Annotated in this window: 14 protein-coding genes; 1 reads left to right on the top strand and 13 read right to left on the bottom strand. The window is 39.4% G+C overall.

Going from position 1 to position 16,458, the window contains the following annotated elements:
• Positions 1–7 precede the first annotated feature (7 nt).
• The 3 genes from proB to HMPREF2795_RS08970 all read right to left on the bottom strand — a co-directional run bounded on the left by proB (position 8) and on the right by HMPREF2795_RS08970 (position 3,993).
• Complete coding sequence (proB, locus tag HMPREF2795_RS08980; RefSeq protein ID WP_075228686.1) at positions 8–1,117, bottom strand: glutamate 5-kinase; 1,110 nt, start codon at positions 1,115–1,117, stop codon at positions 8–10.
• A 156-nt stretch (positions 1,118–1,273) separates the two neighbouring features.
• The gene (tuf, locus tag HMPREF2795_RS08975) at positions 1,274–2,470 is read right to left on the bottom strand and encodes an elongation factor Tu (protein WP_001040718.1); all 1,197 of its coding nucleotides are present in this window, start codon (positions 2,468–2,470) and stop codon (positions 1,274–1,276) included.
• A 413-nt stretch (positions 2,471–2,883) separates the two neighbouring features.
• The gene (locus HMPREF2795_RS08970) at positions 2,884–3,993 is read right to left on the bottom strand and encodes an AI-2E family transporter (RefSeq protein ID WP_075228685.1); all 1,110 of its coding nucleotides are present in this window, start codon (positions 3,991–3,993) and stop codon (positions 2,884–2,886) included.
• A 105-nt stretch (positions 3,994–4,098) separates the two neighbouring features.
• Between HMPREF2795_RS08970 and pbp3 the strand changes: the two genes are divergently transcribed.
• On the top strand, positions 4,099–5,340 hold the full coding sequence (gene pbp3 / locus HMPREF2795_RS08965; protein ID WP_075228684.1) for a D-alanyl-D-alanine carboxypeptidase PBP3: 1,242 nt from the start codon (positions 4,099–4,101) through the stop codon (positions 5,338–5,340).
• A gap of 231 nt (positions 5,341–5,571) precedes the next feature.
• On the opposite strand, the gene HMPREF2795_RS08960 is transcribed toward pbp3, so the two are convergent.
• The 10 genes from HMPREF2795_RS08960 to rpsA form a co-directional block, all read right to left on the bottom strand.
• Positions 5,572–6,969, bottom strand: a complete 1,398-nt coding sequence (locus tag HMPREF2795_RS08960) for an APC family permease (protein WP_061863204.1) — start codon at positions 6,967–6,969, stop codon at positions 5,572–5,574.
• Positions 6,970–7,251: 282 nt separating this feature from the next.
• Positions 7,252–8,664: a Fe-S cluster assembly protein SufB gene (gene sufB, locus HMPREF2795_RS08955; protein WP_061863205.1), complete on the bottom strand. Its 1,413-nt coding sequence runs from the start codon at positions 8,662–8,664 to the stop codon at positions 7,252–7,254.
• A 57-nt stretch (positions 8,665–8,721) separates the two neighbouring features.
• The gene (sufU, locus tag HMPREF2795_RS08950; RefSeq protein WP_061863206.1) at positions 8,722–9,162 is read right to left on the bottom strand and encodes a Fe-S cluster assembly sulfur transfer protein SufU; all 441 of its coding nucleotides are present in this window, start codon (positions 9,160–9,162) and stop codon (positions 8,722–8,724) included.
• Entirely contained in the window at positions 9,149–10,375 is a 1,227-nt protein-coding gene (locus HMPREF2795_RS08945; protein WP_075228683.1) for a cysteine desulfurase, read from the bottom strand. The genes sufU and HMPREF2795_RS08945 overlap by 14 nt, the downstream gene beginning before the upstream one ends.
• Before the next feature lie 10 nt (positions 10,376–10,385).
• A complete protein-coding gene (sufD, locus tag HMPREF2795_RS08940) occupies positions 10,386–11,648 on the bottom strand; it encodes a Fe-S cluster assembly protein SufD (RefSeq protein WP_075228682.1) in 1,263 nt (420 codons plus the stop codon).
• A 27-nt stretch (positions 11,649–11,675) separates the two neighbouring features.
• A complete protein-coding gene (gene sufC, locus HMPREF2795_RS08935) occupies positions 11,676–12,446 on the bottom strand; it encodes a Fe-S cluster assembly ATPase SufC (RefSeq protein ID WP_075228681.1) in 771 nt (256 codons plus the stop codon).
• Positions 12,447–12,598: 152 nt separating this feature from the next.
• The gene (locus HMPREF2795_RS08930; RefSeq protein ID WP_049503772.1) at positions 12,599–12,793 is read right to left on the bottom strand and encodes a DUF3272 family protein; all 195 of its coding nucleotides are present in this window, start codon (positions 12,791–12,793) and stop codon (positions 12,599–12,601) included.
• 22 nt (positions 12,794–12,815) lie between these two features.
• A complete protein-coding gene (gene dnaX / locus HMPREF2795_RS08925; protein WP_075228680.1) occupies positions 12,816–14,480 on the bottom strand; it encodes a DNA polymerase III subunit gamma/tau in 1,665 nt (554 codons plus the stop codon).
• The gene (locus HMPREF2795_RS08920) at positions 14,480–14,977 is read right to left on the bottom strand and encodes a GAF domain-containing protein (protein WP_075228679.1); all 498 of its coding nucleotides are present in this window, start codon (positions 14,975–14,977) and stop codon (positions 14,480–14,482) included. The genes dnaX and HMPREF2795_RS08920 overlap by 1 nt, the downstream gene beginning before the upstream one ends.
• 85 nt (positions 14,978–15,062) lie before the next feature.
• Complete coding sequence (gene rpsA, locus HMPREF2795_RS08915) at positions 15,063–16,265, bottom strand: 30S ribosomal protein S1 (RefSeq protein ID WP_001001618.1); 1,203 nt, start codon at positions 16,263–16,265, stop codon at positions 15,063–15,065.
• Between the last annotated feature and the right edge of the window lie 193 nt (positions 16,266–16,458).

Below are 16,458 nucleotides of genomic sequence, written 5' to 3'. Positions count from 1 at the left end.
GTTTACCTCAAAATTCTGTAAAGAGTAGTTGGATTTCAGGAGTAATGGAAATCCAGTCATCACGGTGGATCAAGACCCCCTTGGCTTTTTGAGATCGAAGGACATCTTTCAGCCCCGATGCACCTAGTTGTACTCTACCTTTTCCGAGTGATTTTCCAGTCTCCTTATCAAAAACCGTAACAATATCGCCATAAGAAAAGTTGCTCTCAACATCTACAACACCTGATAAAAGTAGACTTTTACCATGTTGAGAGAGAGCTTCTGCAGCTCCTTTATCAACCCAAATTGCTCCCTGACTTTTGGCATAAAAGGCTAGCCATTGTTTCTGGGTACGGAGCCCCTTCTCCTGTGCAATAAAGTAAGAACCGTCCTTGGTCTCCTCAGCCGCCTCAATCATGGCATCAGCTTTCAAGGATGAGCAGATATAAACAGGAACTCCTGACTCTGTCGCAATGGTCGCTGCCTTTATCTTAGTCAGCATACCTCCAGTTCCATTAGATGAACCTGCTCCGCCAGCCATATCGATAATTTCACGATTGATGGTCTCGATTCGCTCCAAGCGTTTAGCTCTTGGATCCGAGTTAGGATTACCAGTATAAAGACCGTCTACATCTGTTAAGAGAACCAAAAGATCTGCCTGCACCATTGCAGCTACCTGAGCACTGAGCGTATCATTATCCCCGACCTTGAGCTCATCAATAACGACACTGTCATTTTCATTGATAATAGGAATTGCACCACGATTAAGAAGGACTGATAAAGCTTGATGGGCATTTTTATAACGTCGCTTATCGACAAAATCATCCTGAGTTAGCAAGATTTGCGCTGAAACAATCTGTCTTAAGAGCAAATTTGTTGTATATTCTTCCAGAAGCAATCCTTGACCAACCGCCGCTGAAGCCTGCTTATCCGCAATCTTTGTCGGTCGTTTCTTAAATCCCAAGGCTCCAAAACCTGCCGCAACAGCCCCCGAAGATACTAAAATCAGCTCATGACCAGCTTCATGTAGCATTGCAAGCTGCTGTGTAATTGCTTTTACTTTACTGCGAGATAAACTTCCATCTTTATGAGTCAAAGATGAAGTCCCCACTTTAAATACGATACGCTTGTACTTCATATTTTTCTCCAAATTTAATATTTAACCATTTTACCATGATTTTATGAAATTGTAAAAAAGGAACTCTCTCACTCTGACCGCAAAAAAAGAACCTTGCAAAGCAAGATTCTTTTAGTGTCTGACTTAAATAATTGTTCTTCTGGGAACTAAATCGAATTAAGCTTCGATTTCTGTAACCATACCTGAACCAACAGTACGTCCACCCTCACGGATAGAGAATGTAGTACCTTGTTCTACGGCGATTGGGTGGATCAACTCAACGTCGATTGTCACGTTATCACCTGGCATTACCATTTCAGTACCTGCTGGAAGTTCGATTGAACCTGTAACGTCAGTAGTACGGAAGTAGAATTGTGGACGGTAGTTGTTGAAGAATGGAGTGTGACGTCCACCTTCTTCTTTAGTAAGGATGTAAACTTCACCTTTGAATTTAGTGTGTGGGTTGATTGAACCTGGTTTAGCGATAACTTGTCCACGTTCGATTTCGTCACGTTGAACACCACGAAGAAGGACACCTACGTTGTCTCCTGCAAGACCTTCGTCAAGTTGTTTACGGAACATTTCAACACCAGTAACAACAGCTTTTTTAGTTTCTTCTTTGATACCAACGATTTCGATTTCGTCGTTGACACGAACAGTACCACGGTCGATACGTCCTGAAGCAACTGTACCACGTCCAGTGATTGAGAATACGTCTTCGACTGGAAGAAGCAATGGTTTGTCAGTGTCACGTTCTGGTTCTGGAATGTACTCATCAACAGTGTTCATCAATTCCATGATGATGTCTTCGTATTTAGAGTCACCTTCAAGAGCTTTAAGAGCTGAACCTTGGATAACTGGAAGATCATCACCTGGGAAGTCGTATTCTGAAAGAAGGTCACGGATTTCCATTTCAACCAATTCAAGCAATTCTTCGTCGTCAACCAAGTCGATCTTGTTCATGAAGACGATAAGGTGTTTAACACCAACCTGACGTGAAAGAAGGATGTGCTCACGAGTTTGTGGCATTGGTCCGTCAGTTGAAGCTACTACAAGGATAGCTCCGTCCATTTGAGCGGCACCAGTGATCATGTTTTTAACGTAGTCCGCGTGTCCTGGAGCGTCGATGTGAGCGTAGTGACGTTTTTCAGTTTCGTACTCAACGTGCGCAGTGTTGATTGTGATACCGCGTTCGCGTTCTTCTGGAGCAGCATCGATAGACGCATAGTCTTTAGGTTGGTTAACTGCTGAAGGCAAGCGACGTGCCAAAACAGTTGTGATAGCTGCAGTTAGGGTAGTTTTACCGTGGTCAACGTGTCCGATAGTACCAATGTTAACGTGTGGTTTACTACGATCGTATTTTTCTTTTGCCATTTGAGTAAAAGCCTCCAATAAAATATATTTTATAGATAGACAGTAGGCAATACAGTCTAACTTTCCTTACTATTTTATCAAATTTCAGCTAAATTGCAAGTGTTTTACAAAGTTTTTGTGAATTATTCTTATTCTTGCTCTACTTCCTCTACCAATTTATTTAAAATATCTATAAATAGGCTTATTTTAGCAAAAGGCGATAGACCATAAATTGATAACCCAAGTCTGAATCTCCTATTTCCAGCCCCGAAAGACTTCAATCATTCAGTTGTTTGTAAAAAATTTATGTATAGAAAAATTAAAGTTTCATTATAAGAGATTTGAGAGTTTGAAAACCAATAAAAAGGTTGATCAACTACAGCGCCAAAGATACAATGATCAAAAAAAGGTCGGGATTTTTTATCCCGACATCTTTATTCTGATAAGTGCTTTTCAACTTCTTGTGCTTCCTTATGATTTTCATACAATCTGGCTAAGAATTTAGCAATCTCTTTTAAAATTGAGTAGGTTGGAACAGCAACAATCATCCCAATCACACCATAAATATTACTTGATAATAAAAGTAAGACTAAAATAGTAATTGGGTGAACCTTCATAACCCCACCCACGATACGTGGATATAAAATATTTCCATCAACTTGCTGAATAATCAACATATAAATGACAGCAATAATCATTTTATGGGGATCTGTAAAGAGATTTGAGATAATCATTGGGATCAAACCAATACTTGGTCCAACATATGGAATCAAATTAGCCAAACCAGAAAAAATAGCGAACACCAAGGCATACTTCAATCCAATCACACTATAGCCAATAAAAGCCAAACATCCAATAATGACTGCATCGATTGAAACACCGCTAATATAACGAGAAATAGTTGTATTCAAATTTGTTAATAAACCAGATATATGCAGTTTATCTCGTTTTAGGACAGTCCTCTCTAGCATTGGTAAAAATTTATGCCCATCAAGTAGGAAGTAAATCAAGAAAACTGGTGTCATGATGATTATCAATACAGTACTTACGAGTGCAGATAGAACACTCCCAACACTATTTGTCACACTGTTTAAGATATTTTGCAAAATATCAACATAAGAGAGATTCAGTTGCTGAATAGTTTGTTGGATATCTAAATTTTGAAGTGCTGGATGTTTTGATAACTCAATGACTAAATCCTGAAGACGACCATAAATGTTTTGACTCGAGTAAATTAAGCTACTCAACTGATTAATCAAAATCGGTAGCAAATAGAAAAAACTAAGTACGATTGCACAAACTAAGGCACAAAGGGTTAACAAAATTCCAATAATTCTATTGATTTTACATTCCTTCTCTAAAAAAATAACAATTGGATTGGTTAGGTAATACAAAAATCCTCCCAATAAAAAAGGAATCATGATAGTATTCGCAACACTAACAAAGGGTGTAATAATAGCACCCATTTCTTTCCATAGATAGAAAATTAAGGTTATTAATAAAATTTCAGTTGTCCAGAAGAATAGTTTGTTTCTCCGAAACATAGGCCACCTCCTCTTTACACTATTTTACCATATTTCAAAAAAGATTGATAACTTTCATCAAAAAAACAAGAATATCTTTTGTCTTTATGATAGAATAAAGTTACTATGAAGAAATTATTTTTAACCTTAATAACGCTCTTTTCATTTGCTTCAGCAACAACTGTTGCTGCCCAGGATTTTGATGTAGCTGCAAAACATGCTATTGCTGTTGAAGCTAATAGTGGTAAGATTTTATATGAAAAGGATGCTACTCAACCTGTTGAAATTGCTTCTATTAGCAAATTGCTAACTGTTTATCTAGTTTACGAAGCCTTGGAACAGGGGAAAATCTCTCTTTCTACTCCTGTAGAAATTTCTGATTATCCCTACCAGTTGACAACTAATTCTGCAGCTAGTAATGTTCCCATGGAAGCTAGAAATTACACTGTTGAAGAGTTACTAGAAGTGACTTTGGTATCTAGCGCTAACAGTGCTGCTATTGCCTTAGCTGAAAAAATTGCTGGTTCTGAGAAGGACTTTGTAGATATGATGAAGGCCAAACTCCAAGAATGGAGGATTCAAGATGCTACACTTGTCAACACAACTGGACTCAATAATGAAACTCTTGGAAATAATATCTATCCAGGATCTAAAAAAGATGATGAAAACAAATTGAGCGCTTATGATGTTGCTGTCGTTGCTCGCAATCTCATCCTTAAGTATCCTCAAGTGTTAGAAATCACAAAGAAGCCTTCTTCTACTTTTGCAGGGATGACCATTCATTCTACTAACTATATGTTGGAAGGAATGCCTGCCTATCGTGGTGGTGTTGATGGACTTAAAACTGGTACGACTGATAAAGCTGGAGCATCCTTTGTAGGTACGACTGTAGAAAAAGGAATGCGTATTATCACTGTTGTCTTAAACGCTGACAACCAAGATACTAATCCATATGCACGCTTCACAGCTACTTCTTCTATTTTAGATTACATCTCATCAAACTTTTCTCTACAGACAATCGTCAAGCAAGGAGAAAGTTATGAAGATAGTAAATCACCTGTATTAGATGGGAAGGAAGGTACTGTTACGGCTGTTGCAAAAGAAGATATCAAAATCGTTCAACGTCTTGGTAGTCGTACACAATCAACTATCACTTACACAGCAGACACAACTGAACACACTGCTCCACTTGAGGCCGGAACTGTCGTTGGACATCTGACCTACGAAGACAAGGATCTAGTTGGTCAAGGATACATTACAAGTGATAAACCTAGTTTTGATATGGTCGCAGAAAAAAATGTCGGAAAAGCTTTCTTCTTAAAGATTTGGTGGAATCGATTTGTTCAATTCGTAAATGAAAAGTTATAAAAATTACTAGAATTCAAGGTTCAGATTGAAGAAAAAGTCCATTTTGGATAATTTTCTTCAATCTTTTTTATTAGGGAAAATAAAAAACTCTTAAAAATAGCATTTTCTCAGCATTTCTAAGAGTTTTCACTATATGGTAGCCAACCATCCTATAAGCCTATAAGGACAATTTTTCAATTACAGATAGGCTGTTATCTACGTTCTAAATCATGGCAATTCAAGATTTTTTCTTTATTCATTTTCAGCTACAGTCGAATGGTTATATCCATAAACAAAGTAAATTACAATTCCTATTAATAAAGCAAGGCCAAATGCCATCCATGTTTCAAGGGTATACTGAAGCATGAATGAGAGGCAAATCAGAATAGACAAGATTGGTAAAAAAGGAACCAGGGGAGTTTTAAATTCTCCCTCTTTGGGCATACCCTTATCTTTTCTCAATTTGATAATTCCATAGGCTAAGAGAATAAGATAGGCTAAAGTACAGATATTGAGAAAGGCTGCGATACTTGCCAGAGGGAAGATCCCAGCTGCTATCGCTGAAACTCCACCTGTCAAAATGGTTGCATTCTTTGGAACGCGACTAGTCTTGGTTACTTGTTTGAAGCTTTGAGGTAATAGTCCATCTCGGGCCAAGCTATAAATCATTCGTGACAAGGCATAGGTCATGGAAATACATACCGTAATCAAGGTAAAAATTGCAACAAGTGAAACATAATTAGCTGCCCAACCAATACCAATACTTCTAAGAGCAAAAGCCACTGCATCATCAACATTGAGCTTGCTATAGTGAACGATACCTGTCAATATCAAGGTAACCAAGGCATACAGAATGGTTACAATGGTTAAGGATAAAACAATCCCACGTGGAATATTCTTTTGTGGGCTTTGAATTTCATCAACTGCCATAGAAATGGACTCAAAACCTAAGAATCCAAAGAACATGAGTGAAGCACCTGCCATAATTCCAGTGCTTCCTCCATAAATCTGACCAAAACCAAATGGTGCAAAATCTGACCAATTTTCAGGTTTAATGTACCAAATACCAACCAGGATAAATAAGGCAAGAGCAGAAAATTTTAAAACAACAAGAATAGAATTAAAACGAAGAGCTGCTTTCGAATTTAAAAGTACAACACCTGTAACAAGTAGAATTACTAAAATTGGTAAAAAATCAATATAAGTACCATGTTCAGGATTAAAAGTTCCATTCAAGACTTGTGGCAAGGAAATTCCATAATGACTTAGCAAACCTTTAAAATAGGCTGCCCAACCAGAGGCAACACCTGAAACTGCTGTCATAAATTCCATAATGGTTAACCAACCAGCTATCCAAGCTGGAAATTCACCCAAAATTGCATATAAATAACTATATGCTCCACCCGTTGCAGGAACACGAGAGGCAAATTCTGCGAAAAAGAGGGCGGATAAGGACACACAAATCGCAGAAATCACGATAGATACAACAAGAGCAGGCCCTGCTAGTGTTGCTGCAGCTGTTCCTGTAATGGTGAAAATACCAGTTCCCACCATAGCACCAATTCCCAAAAGAATTAAATCCCATAGTTTTAAATGACGATGCATTTCTGTTTTACCTAGACTAACGTCCTTGGTTCTAAAAATATTCATCATTCATCTCCAAATTTATAAGATTGTATTATTTTATCATATATAAGGATTTTTGTGAATATTTATTAGCCTCATAAACCAAAAAAACTGAGAGTGGGACAGAAATCGGTAATTCGTTAGAATACGATTTCGTCGTCCCACCTCCGCACAGTTGAGTAAGGATGTAAAAGCTGATGAAATAAGCGTAGTAGAGCCCACTCAACCACTGCGTCTTGCTCGACAATCCAAAGCCAATTAAGAGGCTAGGACTTTTGTCCCAGCCTCAGTTTTTCTTTATAAAAATTATCCAACTGATCCTTCCATTTCGTAGCTAATCAAGCGGTTCAGCTCAACTGCATATTCCATTGGAAGTTCTTTGGTGAAGGGCTCCACAAATCCCATGACAATCATCTCTGTTGCCTCGGATTCTGACAATCCACGACTCATGAGGTAATACAATTGTTCTTCTGAAATCTTAGAAACCTTAGCTTCGTGTTCCAAAGCTACTTGCGAGTTGTGGATTTCATTAAACGGAATAGTATCTGATGCTGACAAGTCATCCATGATAATGGTGTCACACTCGATGTGAGAAACAGATTTCTTAGAGTTTTTATTAAAGGTTACTTGTCCACGGTAGTCTACCTTACCTCCACCTTTTGCAATAGACTTAGACACGATAGACGAACTGGTATGTGGAGCGTTGTGGATCATCTTGGCACCAGTATCCTGATGTTGCCCTGCATTAGCAAAGGCAATAGAAAGCATGGTTCCACGCGCCCCTTCTCCATCAAGGTAAACAGATGGATATTTCATAGTTGTTTTGGCACCCAAGTTCCCATCAATCCACTCAACTGTCGCATCTTTCAAAGCTTTAGCACGTTTTGTTACCAAGTTATAGACGTTATCAGACCAGTTTTGGATGGTTGTATAACGCATGTAAGCTCCATCCAAAGCAAAGATTTCGACAATAGCAGCATGCAGGCTGTTGCTTGAATAAGTTGGTGCTGTACATCCTTCAACGTAGTGGACACTTGCTCCCTCATCAACGATAATTAAGGTACGTTCAAACTGACCAGTATTTTCGTTGTTGATACGGAAGTAAGTTTGAAGTGGAATATCAACCTTGATACCTTTTGGTACGTAGATAAAGGTTCCACCTGACCACACTGCTGAGTTGAGGGCTGCCAACTTGTTATCTGTCGGCGGAACCAACTTCGCAAAGTATTGTTTAAACAAGTCTGGGTATTCTTTGAGGGCAGAATCTGTATCTGTAAAGATAATTCCTAACTTCTCAAATTCTTCCTTCATGTTATGGTAAACTACTTCTGACTCATACTGGGCAGAGGCACCTGCTAGATAAGCACGCTCAGCTTCCGGAATCCCGATACGTTCAAAGGTTTCTTTAATCTTTTCAGGAACTTCATCCCAAGAACGGGCTGGTTTATCAGATGGTTTTTGGTAATAGATCAAGTCATCAAAGTCAATCTCTGACAAGTCTGCTCCCCAAGTTTGCATGGGCATTTTTTTGAAGGTTTCATAAGACTTCAAACGGAATTCTAACATCCACTCAGGTTCTCCCTTGGCAGCTGATAGTTCACGAATGACATCTTCATTCAATCCTTTTCCTGTCGATAGGACAGGCTCTACATCGTCATGGAAACCAAATTTATATTCACCAAGGTCAATTGGTTTTGGTTCTACTCTTTCTTCAGCCATAATATCCTTTCTTTCATTCTTTAATTCTAACGATTCATAAGACAAAAGAAACTTGTCTTATTTATTTTCTTGATTTTCTATTGTTTTCTTAAGGGCGTTCCAAGCGAGGGTTGCGCACTTGATCCGTTGAGGGAACTTAGCAACACCTGATAAGAAAGCTGCGTCTCCAAGCTCGTCTTGACGCTCATCTTTTTGTCCTTGGACCATTTCAGAAAAGATAGTCGCAAGTTCTAAGATTTCTTGTTTGGTTTTTCCTAAAACGGCATCTGTCATCATACTTGCAGAGGCAGTTGAGATGGTACAGCCTGAATTTAGAAAAGCGATATTTTCTAAACGATCCTCTGCATCAAACTTGACAGAGAGATTGATGACATCTCCACAGGTTGGATTGTTGAGACTGATTTGCTCAGCGTCTTCCAACTTTCCTTGGTGATGAGGATTTTTCGAATGGTCTGCTACCACTGCCATATAGAGGCTATCTAGTTTAGAAAGTGCCATTGAAAAACTCCTTTGTCTTTTGTAAAGCATCGACTAACTTGTCGCAATCTGCCTTGGTATTGTAAATATAAAAACTTGCACGAGCTGTTGCTGGAACTTCTAAATACTGGAGCAAAGGTTGAGCGCAATGGTGACCGGCACGAACCGCTACTCCTTCATAATCCAGAGCTGTCGCAAGGTCGTGAGGATGAAGATCACCTAGATTAAAGGCAATGACTCCTGAACGCTGAGCCAAATCTTGCGAACCATAAATGGTCAATCCCTCAATTGCCTGCAATTTTGGAAAGACATATGCAATCAATTCTTGTTCATGAGCTTCAATGGCATCCATACCAATGTTTTCTAGGTAATCGACTGCAGCCGCAAGGCCAATCGCACCTGCCATATTGGGAGTTCCAGCCTCAAATTTCCAAGGCAATTCCTTCCAGCTTGCAGATTGTTCATAAACAAAATCAATCATCTCGCCACCAAATTCAACTGGTGACATTTGTTCCAAATACTTTTCTTTGCCATAAAGAACACCGATGCCTGTCGGACCAGCCATCTTGTGACCTGAAAAGGCAAAGAAGTCCACATCCAAATCCTGGACATCAATCTTCATATGAGGCGTAGATTGAGCACCATCTACCACCATGATGGCTCCAACTTCGTGAGCCATTTGTGTGATTTCTTTGATAGGATTAACCACTCCAAGAACGTTTGAGGCGTGAGCTAGGGAGAAAAACTTGACTCTATCAGTCAATTTAACTCGCAAATCATCCATATCCAGAGCTCCATCCTTGAGATAGACATAGACAAGCTCTGCCCCAGTCTTTCGGCAAGCTTCCTGCCATGGGATAATATTGGAGTGATGTTCCATGACAGAAATCAAGACCTGATCTCCCTCAGTCAAGATTTCTTCAGCATAACGTGCTACCCAATTAAGACTAGTTGTCGTACCTCTGGTAAAGAGAACTTCCTTTGTGGAGTCTGCATTGATAAACTTCCGAATGGTTTCACGAGCGGCTTCATAAGATGCTGTCGCCCTTTCAGCCAAGGTATGAACCCCACGGTGAACATTGGCATTGTCCTGCTCATAGTAGTGATTAATCGCTTCAAGAACAGCTAGTGGTTTTTGTGTCGTCGCAGCATTATCCAAATAAACCAGAGGTTCGTCATTGACAATCTGATCTAAAATCGGAAAATCCTTGCGAATCGCTTCTACATCTAACATAGGCTTCCCCTTAGCGTTTTGACAATTTTTCTTCAATTGTCGCAATCATTTCATCACGAACTTCCTTGACTGGGATCTCAACGATTACTGATCCAAGGAAACCACGAACAACCAAACGTTCTGCAGTTGCCTTATCCAATCCACGACTCATGAGGTAATACATGTCTTCTGGATCAACTTGTCCGATAGACGCTGCGTGTCCTGCAGTGACATCATTTTCATCAATCAAAAGAATTGGGTTGGCGTCTGAACGAGCCTGATCTGAAAGCATGAGAACACGACTTTCTTGTTGGGCATCTGCTCCCTTAGCACCCTTGATGATGTGACCAATACCATTGAAGGTCAAAGTTGCTTTTTCAAGAATTACTCCATGTTGAAGGATATTACCGATAGAGTTGCAACCATAGTTAGTTACTCGAGTATCAATCCCTTGCACCTGACGACCGCTTGAAAGAGCTACGACCTTGAGGTCTGCATGGCTACCATTTCCAAATAGGTCACTATCAAAGTCAGCAACAACATTTCCTTCGTTCATGACACCGATAGCCCAGTCAATACTTGCATCGTTGCCTAATTTACCACGACGGCTAATGTAAGCAGTGACGTTTTCACCTAGACGGTCAATCGCAGCAAACTTTACTTGAGCACCAGAACGTGCAATTACTTCTACTGTGATATTAGCAGTTGCTCTGGCACTTCCTTCACCGCGTGACTCTAAACGTTCCAGATAACTAATCTTAGAATTTTTACCAGCGATAATCATAATATGCTTGTTAAACGGCACATCGCTATCACTATCTTGGTAGAAAATTCCTTCGATTGGTTCTGCAATCTCAACATTATCAGGAATGTAGAGAACAGCACCACTATTGAAATAAGCTGTGTGGTAGGCTGCTAATTTATCATCGTCATACTTAACAGATGACATGAAGAATTCTTCGATCAGCTCTGGAATTTCTTCTAAAGCTGAATGAAAGTCTGTGAAGACAACACCCTGTTCAGCCAACTCAACTGGAATTTGCTCAAAAACAGTTTGGGTTCCAACTTGCACCAACTTTAAATGATTATCTAAAGCTGTGAAGTCAGGAACATTTGCTGAGGGTTCGCTTTCTGTGATAGTTCCGTCACCAAGATTCCAACGGTGAAATTTAACACGCTCAATGACTGGTAATTCTAGGCTTTCAATTTTGTCAAAAGCTTTTTGACGGAGTTCAGACAACCAGCTTGGTTCAGCGTGCATTTCTGAAAAAAGTTTAATAGTTTCTTTAGTCATTTACTTCTCCTAAAAGATACGAGGGAATTACAATTCTTCCTTGTAGTCATAGCCAAGTTCTTCAGCTAATTTTGCGTATCCTTCACGTTCCAAACGTGCCGCCAATTCTGGACCACCAGAAAGAACAACACGACCTTCCATCATAACGTGTACCACGTCTGGCGTGATATAGTTCAAAAGACGTTGGTAGTGAGTAATAATCATAGCACCAAAGCCTTCACCACGCATAGCATTAACACCTTTAGAAACAACTTTAAGAGCGTCAATATCAAGACCTGAGTCAATCTCATCAAGAAGAGCGAAAGTTGGTTCCAACATCAAGAGTTGAAGAATTTCGTTACGTTTTTTCTCACCACCTGAGAAACCTTCGTTGAGGTAACGCTCTGCCATTTCTTCTTTCATGTTGAGCAATTCCATTTTTTCGTCTAGCTTAGTGATAAACTCACGCACTGAAATCTTCTCATCATCTTCTTTACCAGCATTTATAGCTGCACGAAGGAATTCTGCATTGGTAATTCCTGGAATTTCTGATGGGTATTGCATAGCCAGGAAAAGCCCCATACGCGCACGCTCATCCACTTCCAATTCAAGGATGTTTACGCCGTCAAGTAGAACCTCACCCTTGGTTACTTCATAGTTAGGATTTCCCATGATAGCGGCAGAAAGAGTTGATTTCCCAGTTCCATTTGGCCCCATGATAGCGGCGATTTCGCCTGTTTTCAGGGTCAGGTTAACCCCTTTTAAAATTTCTTTTCCTTCAATTTCAACGTGAAGATCTTTGATCTCTAATACTGACATGATAATTCCTTTCTTTTCAATCCGTTTTACCATTTTCGCTAGAAAATTGTCCTTATTTTTCTAGTAAAAAACGATAAAATGTCAATAAATATACTTTAATAGTATAACAAAAAAAAGCCTAAAAGGCTTTAATTTTGTCTAGAAGCTGAGGGTTACTTCTTTCCTCGAAAATGGTCATCAATAGCGTTGACAATTTTACCCATAATATAGCTGACTCTAAAATTTCTTAGGATTAAAATAGCCCAAAGCAAGGCCATAATATACCGTTGCTCCATGATGGATTCATTAAGGAAATAGGTCTCAGCAGCAGTAAATAAGGCCATGATTATAAATTGTTGTCTGTTCATCGTATTATGTCACAATATCCTTTTAATCTTCTTCTATGGTCACTTTATCCGCTAGAAATTCAAATCCTTGAGGAAGGACAGATTCTTCCACTTCTTCCTTAACTGGTTGACCTTGTGACGATTTAGCCTTAGCTGAGAAATCAGCCCTGACTTCTTTCCATTCTTCCATGGAAATAGCAAGAATCTCTGGTGAAAATCCCGCTGCTTGACTGAGTATATTGCCAAACATGGTGTTCAGATTATCACGTTTCATGGTTTGGCCAGCATTGAAGTTAGATTCAAAAGCAAGAATCGCGTGATGCTCATTAGCCGCAACAGGTTGAGAACCTACTAAAAGCGCCTTATCTGGACCTGATAAGCTTTCAATAACTTCTCCCCAAGCATTTTGGAGACGGATTAGATTTTGACGGGCTAAATCAGGATTTTCAACAGCTTCTTGAAGAATAGACTGAACCTTATTGCGATCTACGCGATAAATTGACTTGCTGTTAACTGGACGACTCGGTGTTGGTGTAGTCTGTTTGGGACTTGTGTTAACATTTGCCAGAGCCTGTTTCAATCGAGTAACTTCTTCTCTAAGAGAAGATAATTCCTCAGCCACATCACCTGAAAGTCCTGGTTGGGAATCAAGTTCTGTCAAACGAATGGTCATCATTTCCGCATAAATCTTAGGCTGTAAGCTAGCCTTAATATCAGCTAAACTACTTGTTGCAATTCCAATCATCTCGAACAAAACAGCCTGTGAAAGACCTAAGTTATCCTTAAAGAGATCACTATAGTGAGTATTCTCCCCACCAGTTTGGACGATCAAAATATCTCGCAAGTATTGCAACAAATCCGTTACAAATCGTGTCATGCTCTTTCCGTTATCAAAAATCAAATTAAGATTTTCCAAAGCACGAGTCACATCTTTTTGTGCCAAGGCAGCCACATAATTATCCAAAGCACTTAAACTAATAGTCCCAGTAATTTCCTCAGAAACTGCTGTTGTTAATCTAGCATCTTGAGTCAAACTCAATGCTTGGTCTAAAATGGACAAAGCATCCCGCATACCACCTTCGGCTCGACGAGCAATAATCTCGACAGCTTCAGACTCATAAGCAATCCCTTCCTTCTCTAAAATATGGAAAATATGATCTCGAATATCCTGAGTTCTAATAGATTTGAACTCGAAGCGTTGAACACGAGACAAAATGGTTGCAGGAATCTTATGAAGCTCTGTTGTTGCTAGGATAAAAACAACATTAGGAGTTGGTTCTTCAAGAGTTTTCAAAAGGGCATTGAAGGCTCCTGTTGAAAGCATATGAACCTCATCAATGATATAGACCTTATACTGAGCTATACTTGGAGCATAGGTTGATTTGTCACGGATATCACGAATTTCATCCACCCCATTGTTAGATGCCGCGTCCATTTCGATAACGTCTTCCAAGCTACCATCTGTTACAGCTTGACAGATATAACAGTTATTGCAAGGTTCTCCTCCCTCTTGATTAGGGCAGTTCATAGCCTTGGCAAAAATTTTGGCTACACTGGTTTTTCCAGTTCCACGAGGCCCTGAAAATAGATAGGCATGGCTAATCTTTTCCTGCTCTACGGCTTGTTTCAGAGTTTTTGCAACAATTTCCTGGCCTACTAACTGTGAAAATGTTTGACTTCTATATTTTCGATAAAGGGCCTGATACATTACGCTTTCTCCTCAAACATTGAAAAATTCCATTCGGTTTTCTCTAACAAAATAGCAACAAACTCTTCTAGATATTTCAGATCCAAGTCATCATAATCATCAACAAGAGATGAATCTAAATCTAGAACGCCCAGAAGACGTCCCTCTTTAACCATCGGCACAACAATTTCACTACGAGCACTACTATCACAAGAAATATAGTTTGGGTAGGTTTTAACATCACCAACAATCACTGTTTGACGACTAGCTGCAGACTCTCCACAAACACCTTTTCCAAGAGCGATTCGTACACATGAAACTCCACCTTGAAAGGGTCCCAAGATCAGTTCATTCCCATCAAATAGATAGAAACCTGCAAAAACAGTATTGGGAAAACTTGTTTTTAGCAGAGCACTGGCATTTGATAGATTAGCCAACACATTGGGCTCTCCTTCTAAAAGATAAGAGAGCTGTTCAATTGTTGTTTGATAAAGTGATTCTTTTTCTGAATATAACATAAGACCATTATATCAAAAAATGCTAGTAGAAAAAAGAAAAATCCCTTGTTTTAAAAACAAAGGATTTTATACAAATTCGAATGGATTAAAGTTCGATGTCTCCGAACAAGTCAGCCATTGAGAATCCTGTTTGAGTTTCAGGAAGTTCAAAATCACGTTTTTCTTGACGTTTTGGACGACGTGGACGTGGAGCGCGTTTTTCTTCTTTTTGTCCTTCTTCTTGAGCTGGACGTTCTTCAAGAGCTTTGATAGAAAGAGATACACGTTCTGCATCAGCGTTAACTTCAAGAACTTTAACAGTAACTTCTTGACCAACTTTAAGAGCTTCTTTTGGATTTTCAATACGTTTGTGTGAAATTTGTGATACGTGAACAAGTCCATCGATACCTGGCAATACTTCAACAAATGCACCGAAGTCAGTCAAACGTTTAACTGTACCTTCTACAACATCACCTTTAGCCAATTTTTGCTCAACGCCATCCCATGGTCCAGGTGTTGTAGCTTTAAGTGAAAGTGATACACGTCCTTCTTCTTCGTTAAGATCAAGGATTTTCACTTCAACTTCTTCACCAACAGTTACAACTGATTTTGGTGAAACGTTACGTTCGTGTGACAATTCAGTCAAGTGAACCAATCCATCAACACCACCAAGGTCGATGAAAGCACCGAAGCTTGTGATACGTGCAACTTTACCAGTTACAACATCACCAACAGCCAATTTACCGAATACTTCAGCACGAGCTGCTGCAGTAGCTGCTTCTACAACTTCACGACGTGAAAGGATGAAGCGGTTTTCTTTAGGATCAACTTCTTTGATTTTAGCATCAAACTCTTGACCTACAAAACGCTCAGTGTTACGTACAAAACGAGTATCCAACATTGAAGCTGGGATAAATCCACGTACACCTTCAAATTCTACTGAAAGTCCACCCTTAACAGCGCGAGTTCCTTTAACTGTAACAACTTCTTCTTCACGTCCTACAAGTTTGTCCCATGCTTTGCGAGCTTCAAGGCGTTTTTTAGATACAAGGTATGTTACTGTATCAGTATCTTTACCAACTACTTGACGAAGTACAAGAACATCCAATACTTCACCTACTTTTACAAAGTCATTGATATCTGCATCGCGATCGTTTGTCAATTCGCGAAGAGTCAAGACACCTTCAACACCAGTTCCAGAGATTGCAACATTAGCTTGAGTAGCATCAACTGTCAATACTTCAGCACTAACAACATCACCTGGCTCAACTTGGCTAACGCTATTTAGCAAATCTTCAAATTCGTTCATCTAAAAAATCCTCCAACAATCAAGTTTTTCTTAAACTTGACATACTTATAATTTTTTCCTAAGCACCCGCAAAGACATGTTATATCGTTCACGTCCTTCAATTATAAAAATAAAATACCCTAAGATATTTTTCTTTTTATCTTGAATTTATTACCTAAGAACTGGGGTAGCTGGATTCGAACCAACGCATGAG

Source organism: Streptococcus sp. HMSC056C01 (assembly GCF_001811305.1).
In the GTDB taxonomy this organism is placed as follows: Bacteria; Bacillota; Bacilli; order Lactobacillales; family Streptococcaceae; genus Streptococcus.
This window is presented reverse-complemented; position numbering and strand designations above follow the sequence as displayed.